Raw genomic sequence first — 14686 nt, 5'->3', positions numbered from 1 at the left:
CCTTCCCCGGTCATAGCTCTAGATGGATTCCCGAGGTCTTCTGCTTGATCATCGCAGCAATCAGATCTGCTAGGTGGGCGCCAGCCTCGATTGGATTCGAACCGGAGCTGTGGATGTTGGAGACACAGGTCCGCTCCGCCTCCGACATCCCCACCTTTGCCTGGTAGGCCAGGTAGGCCGACAGCGACTCCGCACTGGCCAGTCCCGGACGTTCCCCGAGCAGCACGCAGGTGACAGTTGCGCCGAGTGCCTCGGAGATCGGTTCCATGGAACGCACCCGGCCGTATTTCACGAAGAATGGGGTTCCCATCGTCAGGCCGTGCAGCTTCAGGCCCTGGTCCAGCGCCGGCAACAACTCCGCGACGTTGGCCTCCACCGAGGTCGATGAAAGACCATCGGCCACGAAGACCTGCACCTCAGGCTTGGACTGGCAACGCTGCTTGATCTCGGCTATGACGGCGTCGTCAAACTGGGCGCCAAGCTCCGGGTTGGTCAGGTACTCGTCCTTTGACCTGCACTTGGTCTGCACTGTGAACAACCCGGCGTGCTCCAGCCAGTCGGACGCCACATCCGTGAACACCGCATCCATGGCTGCGGCCTGATCCGCCCAGAAACGCAGTTGCGCTGCCGTGGTGTATCGCGGTCCGGTCCGGCCCTGGCCAAGCCTGGCCCAGGTGCGGGCCTTCAGCCGCGCGAACTCGTCTGGATTCGCCGGATCCGGTACCCGGTAGACCTGCCGGTAGTCGACGGCCCGGATATCCGGGATCTCCGCCTCCGCTTCCTGTTCCTGCTGCCCTCGGCGTGGCTCTGGTGTGGCGGCCTGCTGAGGCGCATCGGACGCAGGGCGCACACCGAGTTCTGCGATCACCCGGCGCACGATCTCTTCAAACTGCTGGCTCTGCTCAATGCTCATGGTTATCCTCACTCAACTCATAGGAACATGGAGCCGTCGCCGGCCCGTTCGGTCAGCACGCCACTCTCATCGCAGAGGCCGCGAGAGACCATCCAGCGATGGAACTCCGGAGCTGCGGTCCTGCCGAGCAGTTCGCGAAGCGCCGCGTTGTCGTGGTAGCTCGTGTCCTGGTAGGCGAGCATCACGTCGTCGGCGCAGGGAACCCCGATGTAATAGGTGGAACCTGCCATCGCCAGCAGCATGGTGGCCTGCTGCTGATCATCCATCGTGATGGAGGTGTGGTTGGTCCAGCACGGGGCCATGCCCATGGGCAGACCCAGCATCTTGCCCATGAAATGATCCTCAAGATTCGCCCTGATCATCTCCTTGCCGTCGTAGATGGTCTCGGGACCGATGAAGCCGGTCACATTGTTGACCATGAAGGGACGGAAGAAGCGTCCGAACCCGTAGGTGCGGGCCTCGAGCGTCATCTCGTCGGCGCCGTGATCCCGGCCGACCGAGACCTCCGAGCCCTGTCCGGTCTCGAAGTACAGGAGGTTCGCTCCCTGGCACTGCCCATACTGCTTGGCCAGTTCGTAGGCCTCCTCGATGAGGGCGCGGTTCACGCCGAAATCGTCGTTGGTGTCCTGGGTGCCGGCGATCGACTGGAAGATCATCGACAGGGGAGCCCCGCGGCGGATCGCTTCCATCTGGGTGGTGATATGCGACAGCACAACCACCTGGGTCGGGACCTCGTTGCGCTCCTTGAACTCCCAGACGGCCTCGGCTATGCGCTTGGTGTTGGTCGGGTCATCATTGACGGGATTGATACCGAAACAAGCGTCGCCGCAACCGAAGCTGAGCCCTTCGGCCAGGCTCACGATGATGCTTTCCGGGTCGTCGGTGGTGGAGTTCGGCTGCGCCCGGTAGGCGATGGTGCCGGGCTGGCCAATCTCGGTGTTGCACTGCGTCGTGTAGTGGATGCGGGAGGCTCCATACACCAGATCCATAGCTGTCATCAGCTTGGCGACGGCGGCCGCCACCTCACCGGTGAAGTTGCGGGCTGAGCGTTTCAGCACGTCCGGAGTGGTCTTGTGGTCGAGAATCCACTCGCGTAATTCGCCGATGGTCATATTCTTCACCGACTGATAACCAGGCTGGTTCAACCCATCCCAGTTGACGCGCGTCACCTCGTCTTCCTCATAAGGGATGACCGGATTCTCGGTCAGGTCTCCCACGGTGAGTTCTGACAACACTATTTTCGCCGCGACACGTTCGCTTGCGCTCTGCGCCGCGATTCCCTGCAGCCTGTCAGCTGCCTTGGGCTCGTTTGCCTTGGCTAGTACATCCGGAATCCCGGTGAACCGGTAAGTTACCCCGTCGAGGGTGGTGCTTAGCTTCATTACTCTCCTTCGGGTCGGTCATTGAAGACCAGGGTTTTCACGACAACCGGCACAGCTCGCCCCGCCCCGACAGGCTTGCCGATGTCGATGTAGTCGCCGCCGCCGGTCTGCACCGAGTCGATGCAGATGACGTCTTCCCTGCGACCACGCTGTACGGCCAGCGACTGCCCGAGCACTTTGGCGCGGTCCGATTCGAGCACCACCACCAGGGGATGCTGGCCTTCTAAAATCTCGCTGGCGCCTTTGATGATTGCGCCTGCCAGTTCCTGCACCGCCACGAATGAATTCAGCCCCCGGCCACGCAAGGAGATCGCGACACTCTGGGTGGGGTCGTCCGGGTTGAGGGCGTGCAGCAGATCTTTGATCACCTGGGGTAGGCGTTCTGGATCGTTTTCCGCCTCTTCCGGGACCGTGATGATCGGCACATTGCGGATCGGCAGTGAGGAAACCGAGAACTCGACTGTGGAGCCGGACAGCTCCGTGGTGTGAACTCCGGCCCCGACGACGGTGGCCCCGATGGTTTCGGTCCCCTGATGCCTTGTCACACGTTTGAAAGCTGGATCCTCGGCTATAGCTTGGCCGAGCAGAACCCCGATGTCGCCGAAACGGAAGGGATCGCTGGACTCGGTGCTGCTGATGAGGTCGGCGATGCCGCCTGAGAAACTGATGTCACCCGGAACCAGGTCCTTCGACAGCGGCCGCCCCTGGTTGGTGTACAGCACCTCGTGGATCTCATCGCGGTCCATAAGGCCGATCGCCATGGCAAGCTGGCGTGCCATGACCTGGGTGAGGCTGCGCAACCGGGTGATGTCGGCCCGGTCCCCGACGGCCACGGCGATCCCGTGATGCCTGGCTAGCCGGGCAAGCTGGTGCGAGATATAGGTGATGTGTCCGTCGGTAACCCGCAGCAGGCGTCCGCCGATGTCGATGCAGCTCGTGCCCAGCAGCTGTCCCTGGCGGTAGGCCGCGATGTTCGTCGTGCCCCCTCCGATGTCCAGGTTCGCGACGATGGCGCTGGTGTGCTCCGAGTAGGTGTCCAGCCCCGCTCCTCGGGCCGCGAGGACTGACTCCAGGTGCGGGCCGGCAGTCGAGACCACAAAATCCCCTGCAAGCGTGCTGAGAGCAGCCAACACCTGCTCGGCGTTCTCGGCGCGAGCCGTCTCGCCGGTGATGATCGCGACCCCGGTGCCGATGTCATCGGGAGCCAGACCGGCCTTGGCATATTCATCGATGACGAGTCGTCTCAGTGCGTCTGTGTCGATGGTCCGCGGATCGAGCAGCGGGGTGATGTGGATATCGCTACGGCGCAGGATCTGCTTGTCGACGATCGTTATCCGGGGGATCGAGAAGACGTTTGCGATGTTCTCGACAGTCAGGCGGCTGAACACCAGCTGAGTGGTTGAGGTGCCGACGTCGATGCCGACGCTCAATATCGTGTCAGTGCCACTCATATCAGATCAGCCCCGTCGCGATGCCATGATGACGTGCGTGGGGATGGTCGCGATGCCATGATGACGTGCGTGGGGATGACCGTATCCCGATGGTTGAAGCGATAGGGGAGACAACTAGCCATATTCCTTTCCTTCTAGGGCCTGAGCTGGCCGGCCTGCAACGGAGGACAGGGCGGTCAGGGCAGCCTCGCGGGCGGCTGCGATTTCCGCTTCCGTTCCCGACAACCACATCCGGCCGAACATGCCCACCGATTCCAGGTGGTTCAAGAAGACGGGGGCTGCCTTCTCGGCCTCGTTGGCGGCCAGGCAGACGTACGCGGCGGGCTCCACCTCAAGCACCAGCATGGTCTGTCCAGCCTCAATCATCGTGCCGCGGTTGAAACGATTCAGCACCTGCGCCTGGTTCGGGTGAATGTTCGTTATGACCTGCTCGGAAACCACCCGCGGCGCATACCGATCGGTCTCCGGCAGGCCGATCGCCTCCAGCGCCACCTCGGCGGCGCGCAGCACCTCAGCCTGGGAGGCCGAGTGCACCTCGAACATCCCATACTGCCGTTCAACCTGTTGTGCGCCCGGCACCACTGCCACCGACTTCAGCACCCGGTCGACGACGGGAAATACCCAATTGCTCGGCGACAACTCGATGTAGAGGACGCTCATCCCCTCTACCGGCGGGGAGCCGTCGGATACCGCGCCGACGAAAGCCGCGAACTGTGGCTGCAGCCGGTCAAGGTGGCAGAGCGCACGTAGCTGGATTCCGGACACGTCCATTGTCGGCTTCCTTCTGGCCCTGGGCGTCGTCAGTCGTGGTGGGGCAGGATCAGTCCGACCTCACTGTGCGGGCGGGGAATCACGTGCACAGAAACCAGCTCACCGACCCGGGCGGCGGCAGACGCACCCGCGTCCGTGGCGGCCTTCACAGCGCCAACGTCGCCTCTCACCATGACGGTGACGTAGCCGGCGCCGATCTGTTCCTTGCCGATTAGCCTGACATTGGCGGCTTTGACCATCGCGTCAGCGGCTTCGATGGATCCGATGAGGCCCTTGGTCTCGACCATGCCGAGCGCGGCCATGCTGGAATCTGACATCTTGGTTACTCCTTGGTGTGGGTGATGTATCAGGGTTTGGTTATTGCCATTGTCTCTATGGGTCGCCAGCGACACAGGCAGCACTCTGCTGGGGATCGGCCGGTGTCACGACGTGGTTTCAGCCGCGTCAGCGGAGCGGCGTCATGGCAGACGGCGAGGTGAGCTTCCTGGCGTCTCTGCGGCCGGTTTCACAAACCATTGAAGCCAGGAACTGGGCCGGATCAGCAGCTTAAGCCCGAGCCGGGGACGCTCCTCGGCTCAGGCAGCAACTGGCTTGGTGGCCTGAATAAATCGTGTGGCTGGCGCTGGGCGGGGAGAGGAATTGGGCGCAGCACATCACAGCTCTCCTTTGAGTTCGTTTGCCGTAGATACGGCCTTGCGGGGATTTCAAACGTAACATGTGATCACAGAACCCCGCAATAGATTCAGGCCGTCTGCTCACCAGGTGGGCAGCCCTCGGGTATGGAACGGCTTCCGGGACTTGCCTGGCCAAGTGTCGTGTATCGGAGGTTCAGCGGGAGACTGCTCCGGGCGGATGCTGTGCCAAGACAGCCGAGTGAAACACTACCGGGTCGTACCGTAAGGTGAACGAGGCGAGGCGCCGCATCCGGGGCCGGAGAACACCAGCGAACGATACGCGGCACTGGGTCCTCTGCTGGATTTACGCGGGATGTGATCTGGGGTCCGGTCGTGGTGTTTGATGTCCGGTGTCAGTTTCTGTCATAGGTCGCAGCCCCAAGGTGTGGTGCTTGTGTGTGGTACTCGGCCAGGCCGCAGCCATGACGTTGCAGCAGGCTGGTGGGCCTGCGTATAGCGGGCCTGCTATATCGTTGAGGAGTGAGGTTTGATACTTCCCGGGCGGCGCAGCTAATCCGATCCGCCCGCGCTGACGCCGGTCTCACGCAGGAGGAGCTGGCTTGCCGTGCCGGAATCCAGCAGGCGAGCCTGGCGCAGATGGAGACCGGGTCGCGCGGCGTCTCCGGCGACATGCTTGAGCGCGTGTTGCAGGCTGCGGACTACCGCCCCGCTGTACCGCTGAGTGAGCAGGCGTCATCAATCCGGGACGTGGCATCCCGCCTTGGATTTAGCCGGCTCAGGGTTTTTGGCTCTGCGGCGCGTGGCGAGGATCACTTCAGGAGCGACATCGACCTTATGGTGACCGCTGGACCAGGCACCGACCTGCTAGCCCTCGCCCTCTTATCCGATGAGATCGAGCGCCTGACCGGATTCCGGGCAGACATCGTCGATGACACCCGCGCAGAAGAACTCATGCCGCAGGCCCTGGCCGAGGCGGTGCCGCTATGAGAGATATACATCCGGCTTTCCACAGGACCTCTCAGGCGACCTCATCCAGTCGGCGGACCACCGGTGGGGCGGTGGACTGTGCGGCGGCCAGGTCGTAGGCCATCTGCATGGCGAGCCACGAACGGGCGGTACCGGCACCCGCCGCCTCCAAACGGATGGCTAGATTGGAGCTGATACCCGCATGGCCGTGCAGCACACGGCTGAGCGTCACACGAGATACCCCCAGCCGCGAAGCGGCTTCTTCAACGCTGAGTCCCAGTTCGCGGATGACGTCTTCCCGCAGGACTTCTCCGGGATGCACCGGGTTATTCATCAAGGCTCCTCGCAGACTTTTCTCAGTAGGTGGTCAGCCCTCGGGCGCGGAACTGCTCGCGGACCCGTTCCGTCAGCTCCTTCGATGGCGGCGTGGTCTCCGAGAGTTTATAGGGCAGGCCCATGGTGGCCCATTTGTCACGCCCCATCTGGTGGAACGGCAGCACCTCGACCCGCGACACCACGCGGATCTGCTCGACGATGTCGGCGACGGCCTCCACGTTCTCGACGGCGTCGGTGAGGCCCGGGACCAGCACGAACCTGATCCACGCCTCCTCAGTGCCGCGCTCGCTCAGGCGCCGGGCGAAGTCGATGGTCGGTTTCAGGTCTCTGCCGGTGGTCTTCCGGTAGACCTCGGGGATGCCTGACTTGATGTCGAGGAGCACCAAGTCAAGGTTGTCGAGCAGCTCGTCGGAGGCGTTCGCACCCAGGAAACCGGAGGTGTCGATGGCGGTGTGGATGCCCATCTGCTTCGCCTCGCCCAGCAGCCGCCTGACGAACGCGGGCTGCATCAACGGTTCGCCCCCGGAGACCGTCAGCCCTCCCTTGGTGGCGCGGAAGATCGAGCGATACCGTTTCAGGCGTCCCACCAGGTCGCCGAGGCGCACCGGCTGGCCCTTGGCGGCGAACATCGTGTCCGGGTTGTGGCAGTACAGGCAGCGCAGCGGACAACCTGAGAGGAACACCGTCATCCGGGTGCCAGGCCCATCGACGCCTGTCACCAGCTCCCAGGAGTGCATCGACGCCAGTTCACCGGCCCGCACCAGTTCGAGATGCTCGTGACGGTCCAAGTCGTCAGTGATATCGATGCCAGCGGTGCCCGCGCCACCGGGCCGCAGCCGTGGCATCTCCAAGTCGACGGGGGCGACGCGGAACTCCCCGGACACACCGTCGGCGACGGGAGCGACACGCACCCCCGCCGCCGAATCGAGTGAGGTCGTCACGAACCCTGGTGGAAGGTCCGGGAGAGGACGTCGCGCTGCTGCTCCTTGGTGAGCTTCACGAAGTTCACGGCATAGCCGGAGACACGCACCGTCAGGCTCGGGTACTTCTCCGGATTCTCCATGGCGTCCTCAAGGGTCTCACGGTTCAGCACGTTGATGTTGGCGTGGAACAGCCCGGGGGCATCGCCGCGGGCCTCGCGGGCTGCCTTCATGTCTGCCACGCGTTCGTCAAAGGTCTTGACTGCCATTTCTTTCCTGCTTCCTTCTGACTGGGATGGTGGTTCAGCAGCAACCCTCGGGCACGAAACCCGCGTCGAGGATGCCTACCAGGTTGTCTACCTGCTCATCCTTGGTGCGGCCAAGGGCGGAGGGTGTGATGGTGTTGGTCAGTGAGATGCCGTCCAGGGCATCGTCGTAGTCGAGCTTGCCCACCGACAGCATCGAGGCCAGCATGCCGTGGTTGTCGATGCCGTTCTCGGGGTTGGCGCCCGGCGCGAAGGGGGTGCCCGCCTGGTGGCCGGAGGGGAACGAGCCCGTCGCCTTGCCGTAGACCACGTTTGAGGTGATTGTCAGCACCGACTGCGTCGGTATCGCATCCCGGTACAGCGGGATCTCCTTGATCTTGCTCATCACCGTGTGCACGACGGCGGCGGCGATGTCATCGGCCCGGTCGTCGTCATTGCCGTAGGTGGGGAAGTCGCCCTCGGTGATGTAGTCGATGACCAGCCCCGTTTCATCACGCACAGGGGTCACCGTGGCGTACTTGATGGCCGACAACGAGTCCGCCACGATCGACAATCCGGCGATGCCGCAGCCCAGGGTGCGCAGGATGTCGGAGTCGTGCAGTGCCATCTCGATTGACTCGTAGGCATAGCGGTCATGGCAGTAGTGGATGATGTTAAGGGCCTCGACGTAGGTGGCTGCCACCCAGTCGAGCATCTTCTCGTATCGCATCCACACGTCATCGAAGTCGAGGGGGCCATCACCGGCCACCCCTTCGTGGTCGGGGACGATGAGCTTGCCGCTCATCTCGTCGCGGCCGCCGTTGATGGCGTACAGCAGGGTTTTGGCGGCGTTCATGCGGGCACCGAAGAACTGCATCTGCTTGCCGACCCGCATCGGGGAGACGCAGCAGGCGATGGCCGCGTCGTCACCCCAGTGGGAGCGGATCTGCTCGTCGGCCTCGTACTGCACCGACGAGGTCTCGATGGAGATTGCCGCGCAGAACTCCTTGTAGCCCTCCGGCAGCTTCGGGTCCCAGAAGATCGTGATGTTCGGCTCGGGGGCAGGACCCAGGTTGCGCAGCGTCTGCAGCAGGCGGAATGAGGTCTTGGTGACCAGCGAACGCCCGTCCTCGCCGATGCCGGCGTCAGACCAGGTGGCCCAGTACGGATCGCCGGAGAAGATCTGGTCGTACTCGATGGTGCGCAGGAACCGCACGATCCGCAGCTTGATGACCAGGGCGTCGATGATCTCCTGGGCGTCCTCCTCGGTGAGCACGCCGTCGGCGAAGTCACGTTCGAAGTAGCAGTCGAAGAATGCGGAGAGCCGTCCGATGCTCATCGCGGCGCCGTCCTGCGACTTCACTGAGGCCAGGTAGCCGAAATACGTCCACTGTACGGCCTCCTTGGCGTTGCGCGCTGGGCCGGAGATGTCGAAGCCGTAGCTGGCGGCCATCGCCTTGAGTTTCTTCAGCGCCTTGATCTGCTCAGCATGCTCCTCGCGGAATCGTGCCCAGTGCTCCGAGAAGGGCGCTGAGTCGACGGCCGCCTTGTCGGCCTGCTTGAACTCGATCAGCTTGTCCACGCCATACAGCGCCACGCGCCGGTAGTCGCCGATGATGCGGCCACGGCCGTAGGCGTCGGGCAGGCCCGTGATGATGTGCGACGAGCGGGCGGCGCGGATCCGGGGGGTGTAGATGTCGAAGACTGCCTCGTTGTGTGTCTTGCGGTACTTCGTGAAGATGTCCTTGACGTCCTGGTTGGGCTCTTTGCCGGCCTCGCGGATGGCGGTCTCCACCATGCGCCACCCGCCGTTGGGCATCATCGCGCGTTTCAGTGGGGTGTCGGTCTGCAAGCCGACGATCACATCGTCGTCGGCACTGATGTGGCCCGGTGCGAAGGCGTCGATGTCCGCTGGCGTCTCGGTGTCGACGTCATAGACTCGGCGGGCACGCTCCACTGACAGGTAGTCCTGCTCCAAGGTGTCCCACACCCGGAGCGTCTTGGCGGTGGGACCTGCCAGGAAAGAGGCGTCACCGGTGTAGGGGGTGTAGTTGCGCTGGACGAAGTCCCGTACGTCAATGGCTTCCTGCCATGGCCCTGGAACGAAACCCTCCCAGGGATCGGTGCGGATGGGGCTGACTTCGGGCTCGGCGATGGTCGTCATAGATCCCTTCCTCAACTGCGTCCACCCGGCCCCGACCAAGACGGCTGCACGACCGGGCCGTCTGGAAGGGGCACGACGGTGGGCTGGTTCACGTTCGACGGGCCCATTCTAGCCGCGTGATATAGCGGCGACGGCCAGAGTCCCGCCACGAGAGATTGGGCTAGTGGGGCACATCCACGCTCAGGCTGGCTGCGGATCGCATGGCGCATGATTCAGGTGCGCTTTTCCTCCAAATGCCGCTACCACCCCATGACATAAACGGGGTCTTCGGGATTGGAAGATTGTGCGTCTGTGCCGGTCAGGAGGCCCGTTCCAGGGCCTCCGAGACGACAGTCGCCAGATCGTCCGCGGACTCAACGCCGACGCTCATCCGCAATAGCCCGCCGGTGATCCCCGCCGTCGCCCGGGCCTCGGGCGACATACCGGCGTGCGTCATGGAGTCAGGGTGGCAGATCAACGACTCGACCCCGCCCAGAGACTCCGCCAGGTGGAAGATCAGCAGCCCGTCGAGAAATCGCTCCGCCGCTTGGACGCCGCCGTGCAACTCCAGGCTGATAAGCGACCCGAAGCCGCTCTGCTGCCGGGCCGCGACCTCATGGCCCGGATGTTCCGGCAGGCCCGGATAGTAGAGACGTGCTACGGCGGGATGCGTGCGCAACACCTCGACGAGAACGGCGGCGTTCTCCTGGTGGACGCGGAGCCGGGCATCGAGAGTGCGGATGCCACGCAGCGCCAGGTAGGAATCGAAAGCCCCGGCGGTCAGGCCGAGGGCATTGCCCCACAGCCGCAGCCGCTCGTGCTGCTCCTGGGTGGCGGCGATCACCGCGCCGCCCACCACATCGGAATGCCCGTTCAGGAACTTCGTGGTGGAGTGCACCACCAGGTCCGCCCCGTGCTCCAGAGGACGCTGCAACAGTGGAGAGAGGAACGTGTTGTCAGCCACCACCAGCGCCCCGGCATCGTGGGCTGCCGCTGAAGCGGCGGCGATGTCGGTGATGCGCAGCAGCGGGTTCGAGGGCGTCTCGATCCACACCACCGCCGGGTTCTGGCCGAGCGCTGCCTGGAAGGCTGCGGGATCGTTGAAGTCAACGAAGTCCACGTCGAAACGTCCCTGCTCCGCCAGGAAGGCGAACAGCCGCCACGTGCCGCCGTAGGCGTCGTGCTGCACGACAGCCCGCCCGCCCGCCGGGATGAAGGCCTCGGCGATCAGGGTGATCGCGGCCAGACCCGTGCCGACTGCCGTCGCGCCCGCCCCGCCCTCCAAGGTGGCGAGCGCATCGCTGAGGAGGTCGCGGGTGGGATTGTTGGAACGGGAATAGTCGTACGCGCCCGGCTGGCCCATGCCGTCGAACAGGTAGTTGGTGCTGAGATAGATCGGCGGCACGACAGCCCCGACGGCCGGGTCGGCGCCCATCCCCGTGCGCACCGCGCGTGTCCAGCGTCCCAGATCTGCCATGTCTCCTCCTGAGGTCGTCCCCTCAACCTACCGCCTGGATGAGACAGCCGAGTCCGGGGCGGGCTGTTGCGGGAGACTGAGTTCATGAACCACGGGTCCCCAGCTCGCTACACGCACGGGCACAGCCGCGCGGTGCTCTCCAGCCATGCCAGTCGCACCGCCGAGAATTCCGCTGCCTATCTGCTACCACATCTATGCGAAGGACAGGCGCTCCTGGACGTCGGTTGTGGGCCCGCAACCATCACAGTCGGCCTGGCAGAGCATGTCGCCCCGGGACGCGTCGTCGCCCTGGATGCTGCTGAGGCGGCCCTGACAGCGGCGCGCGCCACCCTGGAGGCGCAGGGCTCACCCCAGGTCGAACTGACCATCGGTGATGCGCTGGCCCTGCCCTACCCGGATGACACCTTCGATGTTGTTCATGCCCACCAGGTGCTGCAGCACCTCGCTGATCCTGTCGCGGCCCTGGCGGAGATGCGTCGTGTCACGAAACCAGGAGGCCTGGTGGCGGTCCGCGACGCGATCTACTCAGCCATGACGTGGTACCCGCAGCCTGACGGCATGGAGGCGTGGCGCAGGGTCTACCTGGCCACGGCCCGCGCCAACGGCGGTGAGCCTGATGCGGGAAGCCGCCTGCTGGCCTGGTGCCGTGCGGCCGGATTCACCGACATCTCCTGTTCCGCTGACACCTGGTGCTATGCGACGCCCGAGTTGCGATCCTGGTGGGGTGAAATGTGGGCGGAACGCAGCCTGACCTCTTTCGGCCCGCGGACCGTGGAGCTGGGACTGGCAACCCAGGCTGATCTGGAAGCCATGGCTGCGGCCTGGCACGAGTGGTTAGCCAGCCCGGATGGCTGGTTTGCCGTCCTGCACGGCGAGGCGCTGGGGCGGGTTTGACAATGTGCTGTCGGCGCGCCGCAGCTCGGCGGACTTTGTCCCAGACATTCCTTGGGCCGGGCCCCAGCCACAGGGGACAGAACAAGTCCACCTGGTTGTGGGCAGGGGTCGAGCACGGAGGCGTACCGCTGCCCCCAGAAGGCGTTCCAGGGCTGTTGCTTGGCTGGCGCTCCGTGGCTCGTGAGTAAGGTGAAGAGGTCATCGACCTCGCTAGGGCTTGAGCACTGAAAGACCAACGCGACTCCACGCCCACCCGTGTCGATGGATGCCCCATGCCCGGGTCACGATGGATACAGCTGCTAAAAAACTATGGCAGCCATTGTGCTGTCGTCTTTGACGAAGCGGCCCCGCAGCACCACGCTAACCTCTGGGATCACATCGTTGGCGGCATCCCGGGCATGTCGCACCCTCTCCTTCGGCCAGCTGCGAGGAGAAAGAGCACAGCCCTGCAAACGCCGCAGGGACCCCGGTGAACCGGGGTCCCTGCGTGTTGACATATCAGGATATGCGCTCCTCGGTTTTGTTACTGAACACGTGTACCTGCGACGGATCGGCAGCCAGCCGGACCGTCTCGCCCTTCGCGGGAGCCTGGCGGGCGCCGACACGGGCCACGATCTGCTGGGCTCCGACGAGTTCTTCCTCGCTCAGGCCGGCGAGGGTGCCGTACAGGTACGAGTCCGCGCCGAGCTCCTCCACGACGGCGATGTCCAGGCCGATGCCCTGCCCATCAGTGGAGATGCGGAATGCCTCGGGGCGGATACCGAGGGTCAGGGCGCTCTCACCCTCCGCCTTGGCCAGGACCTCACGGCCGATGGGCACCACGTAGTCACCGATCTTCACGCCACCGTCGACGACGGTGCCTTCCATCAGGTTCATGGCGGGGGAGCCGATGAAGCCCGCGACGAACAGGTTCTTCGGGGTGTCGTACAGGGCCAGCGGCGAGTCGACCTGCTGCAGGACGCCGTCCTTCATCACCGCGACGCGATCGCCCATCGTCATGGCCTCCACCTGGTCGTGGGTGACGTAGACGGTGGTGACGCCCAGGCGGCGCTGCAAGGCGGCGATCTGGGTGCGGGTGGACACGCGCAGTTTGGCGTCGAGGTTCGACAGCGGCTCGTCCATGAGGAACACCTGGGGCTGTCGCACGATGGCGCGTCCCATGGCGACGCGCTGGCGCTGGCCACCCGACAGGGCCTTCGGTTTGCGGCTGAGGAAATCCTCAAGCCCCAGCAGCGCGGCTGCCTCCTTGACCCGCTTCTCGCGCTCCGCCTTGGGCACGTTCTGCATCTTCAGCGCAAAACCCATGTTGTCGGCGACGGTCATGTGCGGGTAGAGGGCGTAGTTCTGGAAGACCATCGCGATGTCGCGATCCTTCGGCGGCAGGTCGGTGACGTCACGGTCACCGATGAAGATGGAGCCCGAGTTGACCTCCTCGAGGCCGGCGAGCATACGCAGTGAGGTCGACTTGCCGCAGCCAGAGGGGCCGACCAGGACCATGAACTCGCCGTCGGCGATCTCCAGGTCGAGGTTGTTGACTGCGGCGCGATCCGAGCCGGGATAGATGCGCGAGGCTTCGCGGTAGCTGACAGTGGCCATGCCACGTTTCCTTTCCACGGGCAGGTACGTGCCCGACGATCCGTAGTGGGGGAAGTGTCTCTTCCTGGTGGAAAGGTTAACAGTCCCCACCCGCAGCGCACACGCACCCCATCAATCAGGGGCAACGTAGGCATGACAGCGGGTTTCAAAGATCCGTGATGGCGCATTGCTCTTAAATCCGCCAGGGGCTCGCGTACCATCGGGCGGGTGAGAGAGGAACCCGGAACCACCGACGAGGCCCCCCAGAGTGACGACGGCCAGGCGCAGGCCGATCAAGAGTGGTGGCAGGCCGAGGGCATGCCCTGGAAGCGCAAGCCGGAGCGCTCCGACCTCGCCTGCATGACTTGGATCGGTGTGGTTGCGGTCTATGGGCTGGCGACCCTGCCCCTGCGGGGCTGGCTGTTCGGCTCAGCCACCGACATCCTCGCCATGCTCACCGGCGGCCGGGTCTCTGTCGCCGCCACCGGCGCGCTCGCAGGAGTTGGGGAGCTACCGTACTGGCCGGTGGTGTTGCTCGTCGCTGCCGTCTCCAGCATCAAGTTCGACTGGATTTACTGGTGGGCTGGGAAGCTCTGGGGACGCGGGATGATCGAGGTGTGGGCCGGCCGCAGCAAACGTGCCGCACGCAACTACGCGAGGGTCGAGCGCTGGGCCAAGGCCCTCGGGCCGTGGGGTTTCCTCATCGCCTACTTGCCAATTCCACTGCCCATTCAGCCGGTTGTCTTTGTGCTCTCCGGAGCCACCGGGCTCAGCCTGAGACGGTTCCTCCTCTACGACTTCCTGGCCGACGGGCTCTGGCTGGCGCTCTATTTCTGGTTCGGCTGGTGGATCGGCGAACCGGTCGTCGGCCTGCTCAGAGCGTACGCCAGCATCTCGAACTATGTGGGCATCGGGCTGCTGGTGGTGGTCATCGGCTCAACGATCTTCCAGCAGAAGAAGACCGCTGCCTAAAGAGCC

The 14686-nt window shown here is 64.4% G+C and carries 14 protein-coding genes; 3 read left to right on the top strand and 11 right to left on the bottom strand.

Annotation, left to right across the window (positions count from 1 at the left end):
* Window positions 1–10 precede the first annotated feature (10 nt).
* The 5 genes from eutC to SK1NUM_RS11255 form a co-directional block, all read right to left on the bottom strand.
* A complete protein-coding gene (gene eutC / locus SK1NUM_RS11275) occupies window positions 11–913 on the bottom strand; it encodes an ethanolamine ammonia-lyase subunit EutC (protein WP_212322026.1) in 903 nt (300 codons plus the stop codon).
* 17 nt (window positions 914–930) lie between these two features.
* Complete coding sequence (gene eutB, locus SK1NUM_RS11270) at window positions 931–2295, bottom strand: ethanolamine ammonia-lyase subunit EutB (RefSeq protein ID WP_212322025.1); 1365 nt, start codon at window positions 2293–2295, stop codon at window positions 931–933.
* Entirely contained in the window at window positions 2295–3746 is a 1452-nt protein-coding gene (locus SK1NUM_RS11265) for an ethanolamine ammonia-lyase reactivating factor EutA (protein ID WP_212322024.1), read from the bottom strand. The genes eutB and SK1NUM_RS11265 overlap by 1 nt, the downstream gene beginning before the upstream one ends.
* Window positions 3747–3860: 114 nt before the next feature.
* Window positions 3861–4517 (bottom strand): hypothetical protein, encoded by a 657-nt coding sequence (locus tag SK1NUM_RS11260; RefSeq protein WP_212322023.1) that lies wholly within the window; start codon window positions 4515–4517, stop codon window positions 3861–3863.
* Between the two features lie 29 nt (window positions 4518–4546).
* On the bottom strand, window positions 4547–4834 hold the full coding sequence (locus SK1NUM_RS11255) for a BMC domain-containing protein (protein ID WP_212322022.1): 288 nt from the start codon (window positions 4832–4834) through the stop codon (window positions 4547–4549).
* Between the two features lie 837 nt (window positions 4835–5671).
* Here SK1NUM_RS11255 and SK1NUM_RS11250 point away from each other — a divergent pair.
* Complete coding sequence (locus SK1NUM_RS11250) at window positions 5672–6139, top strand: helix-turn-helix domain-containing protein (protein WP_223927536.1); 468 nt, start codon at window positions 5672–5674, stop codon at window positions 6137–6139.
* 31 nt (window positions 6140–6170) lie between these two features.
* Here the strand turns inward: SK1NUM_RS11250 and SK1NUM_RS11245 are convergent, their stop codons facing one another.
* The 5 genes from SK1NUM_RS11245 to metB all read right to left on the bottom strand — a co-directional run bounded on the left by SK1NUM_RS11245 (window position 6171) and on the right by metB (window position 11239).
* Window positions 6171–6452, bottom strand: coding sequence for a HigA family addiction module antitoxin (locus SK1NUM_RS11245; protein ID WP_212322021.1), 282 nt, complete (start codon window positions 6450–6452; stop codon window positions 6171–6173).
* Window positions 6453–6474: 22 nt separating this feature from the next.
* On the bottom strand, window positions 6475–7395 hold the full coding sequence (pflA, locus tag SK1NUM_RS11240; protein ID WP_396020913.1) for a pyruvate formate-lyase-activating protein: 921 nt from the start codon (window positions 7393–7395) through the stop codon (window positions 6475–6477).
* Entirely contained in the window at window positions 7392–7643 is a 252-nt protein-coding gene (gene grcA2, locus SK1NUM_RS15245; RefSeq protein ID WP_212322020.1) for an autonomous glycyl radical cofactor GrcA2, read from the bottom strand. Before grcA2 ends, pflA begins: the two co-directional genes overlap by 4 nt.
* 34 nt (window positions 7644–7677) lie before the next feature.
* Window positions 7678–9783: a pyruvate formate lyase family protein gene (locus SK1NUM_RS11230; RefSeq protein WP_212322019.1), complete on the bottom strand. Its 2106-nt coding sequence runs from the start codon at window positions 9781–9783 to the stop codon at window positions 7678–7680.
* A 298-nt stretch (window positions 9784–10081) separates the two neighbouring features.
* A complete protein-coding gene (gene metB, locus SK1NUM_RS11225) occupies window positions 10082–11239 on the bottom strand; it encodes a cystathionine gamma-synthase (protein WP_212322018.1) in 1158 nt (385 codons plus the stop codon).
* 84 nt (window positions 11240–11323) lie between these two features.
* Between metB and SK1NUM_RS11220 the strand changes: the two genes are divergently transcribed.
* The gene (locus SK1NUM_RS11220; RefSeq protein WP_212322017.1) at window positions 11324–12133 is read left to right on the top strand and encodes a methyltransferase domain-containing protein; all 810 of its coding nucleotides are present in this window, start codon (window positions 11324–11326) and stop codon (window positions 12131–12133) included.
* Between the two features lie 498 nt (window positions 12134–12631).
* On the opposite strand, the gene SK1NUM_RS11215 is transcribed toward SK1NUM_RS11220, so the two are convergent.
* Window positions 12632–13729 (bottom strand): ABC transporter ATP-binding protein, encoded by a 1098-nt coding sequence (locus tag SK1NUM_RS11215; RefSeq protein WP_212322016.1) that lies wholly within the window; start codon window positions 13727–13729, stop codon window positions 12632–12634.
* 207 nt (window positions 13730–13936) lie between these two features.
* On the opposite strand from SK1NUM_RS11215, the gene SK1NUM_RS11210 reads away from it, so the two are divergent.
* Window positions 13937–14680: a DedA family protein gene (locus SK1NUM_RS11210; protein ID WP_212322015.1), complete on the top strand. Its 744-nt coding sequence runs from the start codon at window positions 13937–13939 to the stop codon at window positions 14678–14680.
* Window positions 14681–14686: the final 6 nt, after the last annotated feature.

This window comes from Arachnia rubra (assembly GCF_019973735.1).
In the GTDB taxonomy this organism is placed as follows: Bacteria; Actinomycetota; Actinomycetes; order Propionibacteriales; family Propionibacteriaceae; genus Arachnia; species Arachnia rubra.
The sequence above is the reverse complement of the archived record's forward strand: the minus strand, read 5'-3'. Positions and strand labels throughout refer to the sequence as shown.

What these genes read in the sequence shown, in the direction of transcription:
- SK1NUM_RS11255 (WP_212322022.1), bottom strand. Translation starts at nt 4,834, where the DNA reads ATGTCAGATTCCAGCATGGCCGCGCTCGGCATGGTCGAGACCAAGGGC.
- SK1NUM_RS11215 (WP_212322016.1), bottom strand. Translation starts at nt 13,729, where the DNA reads ATGGCCACTGTCAGCTACCGCGAAGCCTCGCGCATCTATCCCGGCTCG.
- SK1NUM_RS11230 (WP_212322019.1), bottom strand. Translation starts at nt 9,783, where the DNA reads ATGACGACCATCGCCGAGCCCGAAGTCAGCCCCATCCGCACCGATCCC.
- SK1NUM_RS11265 (WP_212322024.1), bottom strand. Translation starts at nt 3,746, where the DNA reads ATGAGTGGCACTGACACGATATTGAGCGTCGGCATCGACGTCGGCACC.
- SK1NUM_RS11260 (WP_212322023.1), bottom strand. Translation starts at nt 4,517, where the DNA reads ATGGACGTGTCCGGAATCCAGCTACGTGCGCTCTGCCACCTTGACCGG.
- SK1NUM_RS11220 (WP_212322017.1), top strand. Translation starts at nt 11,324, where the DNA reads ATGAACCACGGGTCCCCAGCTCGCTACACGCACGGGCACAGCCGCGCG.
- metB (WP_212322018.1), bottom strand. Translation starts at nt 11,239, where the DNA reads ATGGCAGATCTGGGACGCTGGACACGCGCGGTGCGCACGGGGATGGGC.
- eutB (WP_212322025.1), bottom strand. Translation starts at nt 2,295, where the DNA reads ATGAAGCTAAGCACCACCCTCGACGGGGTAACTTACCGGTTCACCGGG.
- SK1NUM_RS11245 (WP_212322021.1), bottom strand. Translation starts at nt 6,452, where the DNA reads ATGAATAACCCGGTGCATCCCGGAGAAGTCCTGCGGGAAGACGTCATC.
- eutC (WP_212322026.1), bottom strand. Translation starts at nt 913, where the DNA reads ATGAGCATTGAGCAGAGCCAGCAGTTTGAAGAGATCGTGCGCCGGGTG.
- grcA2 (WP_212322020.1), bottom strand. Translation starts at nt 7,643, where the DNA reads ATGGCAGTCAAGACCTTTGACGAACGCGTGGCAGACATGAAGGCAGCC.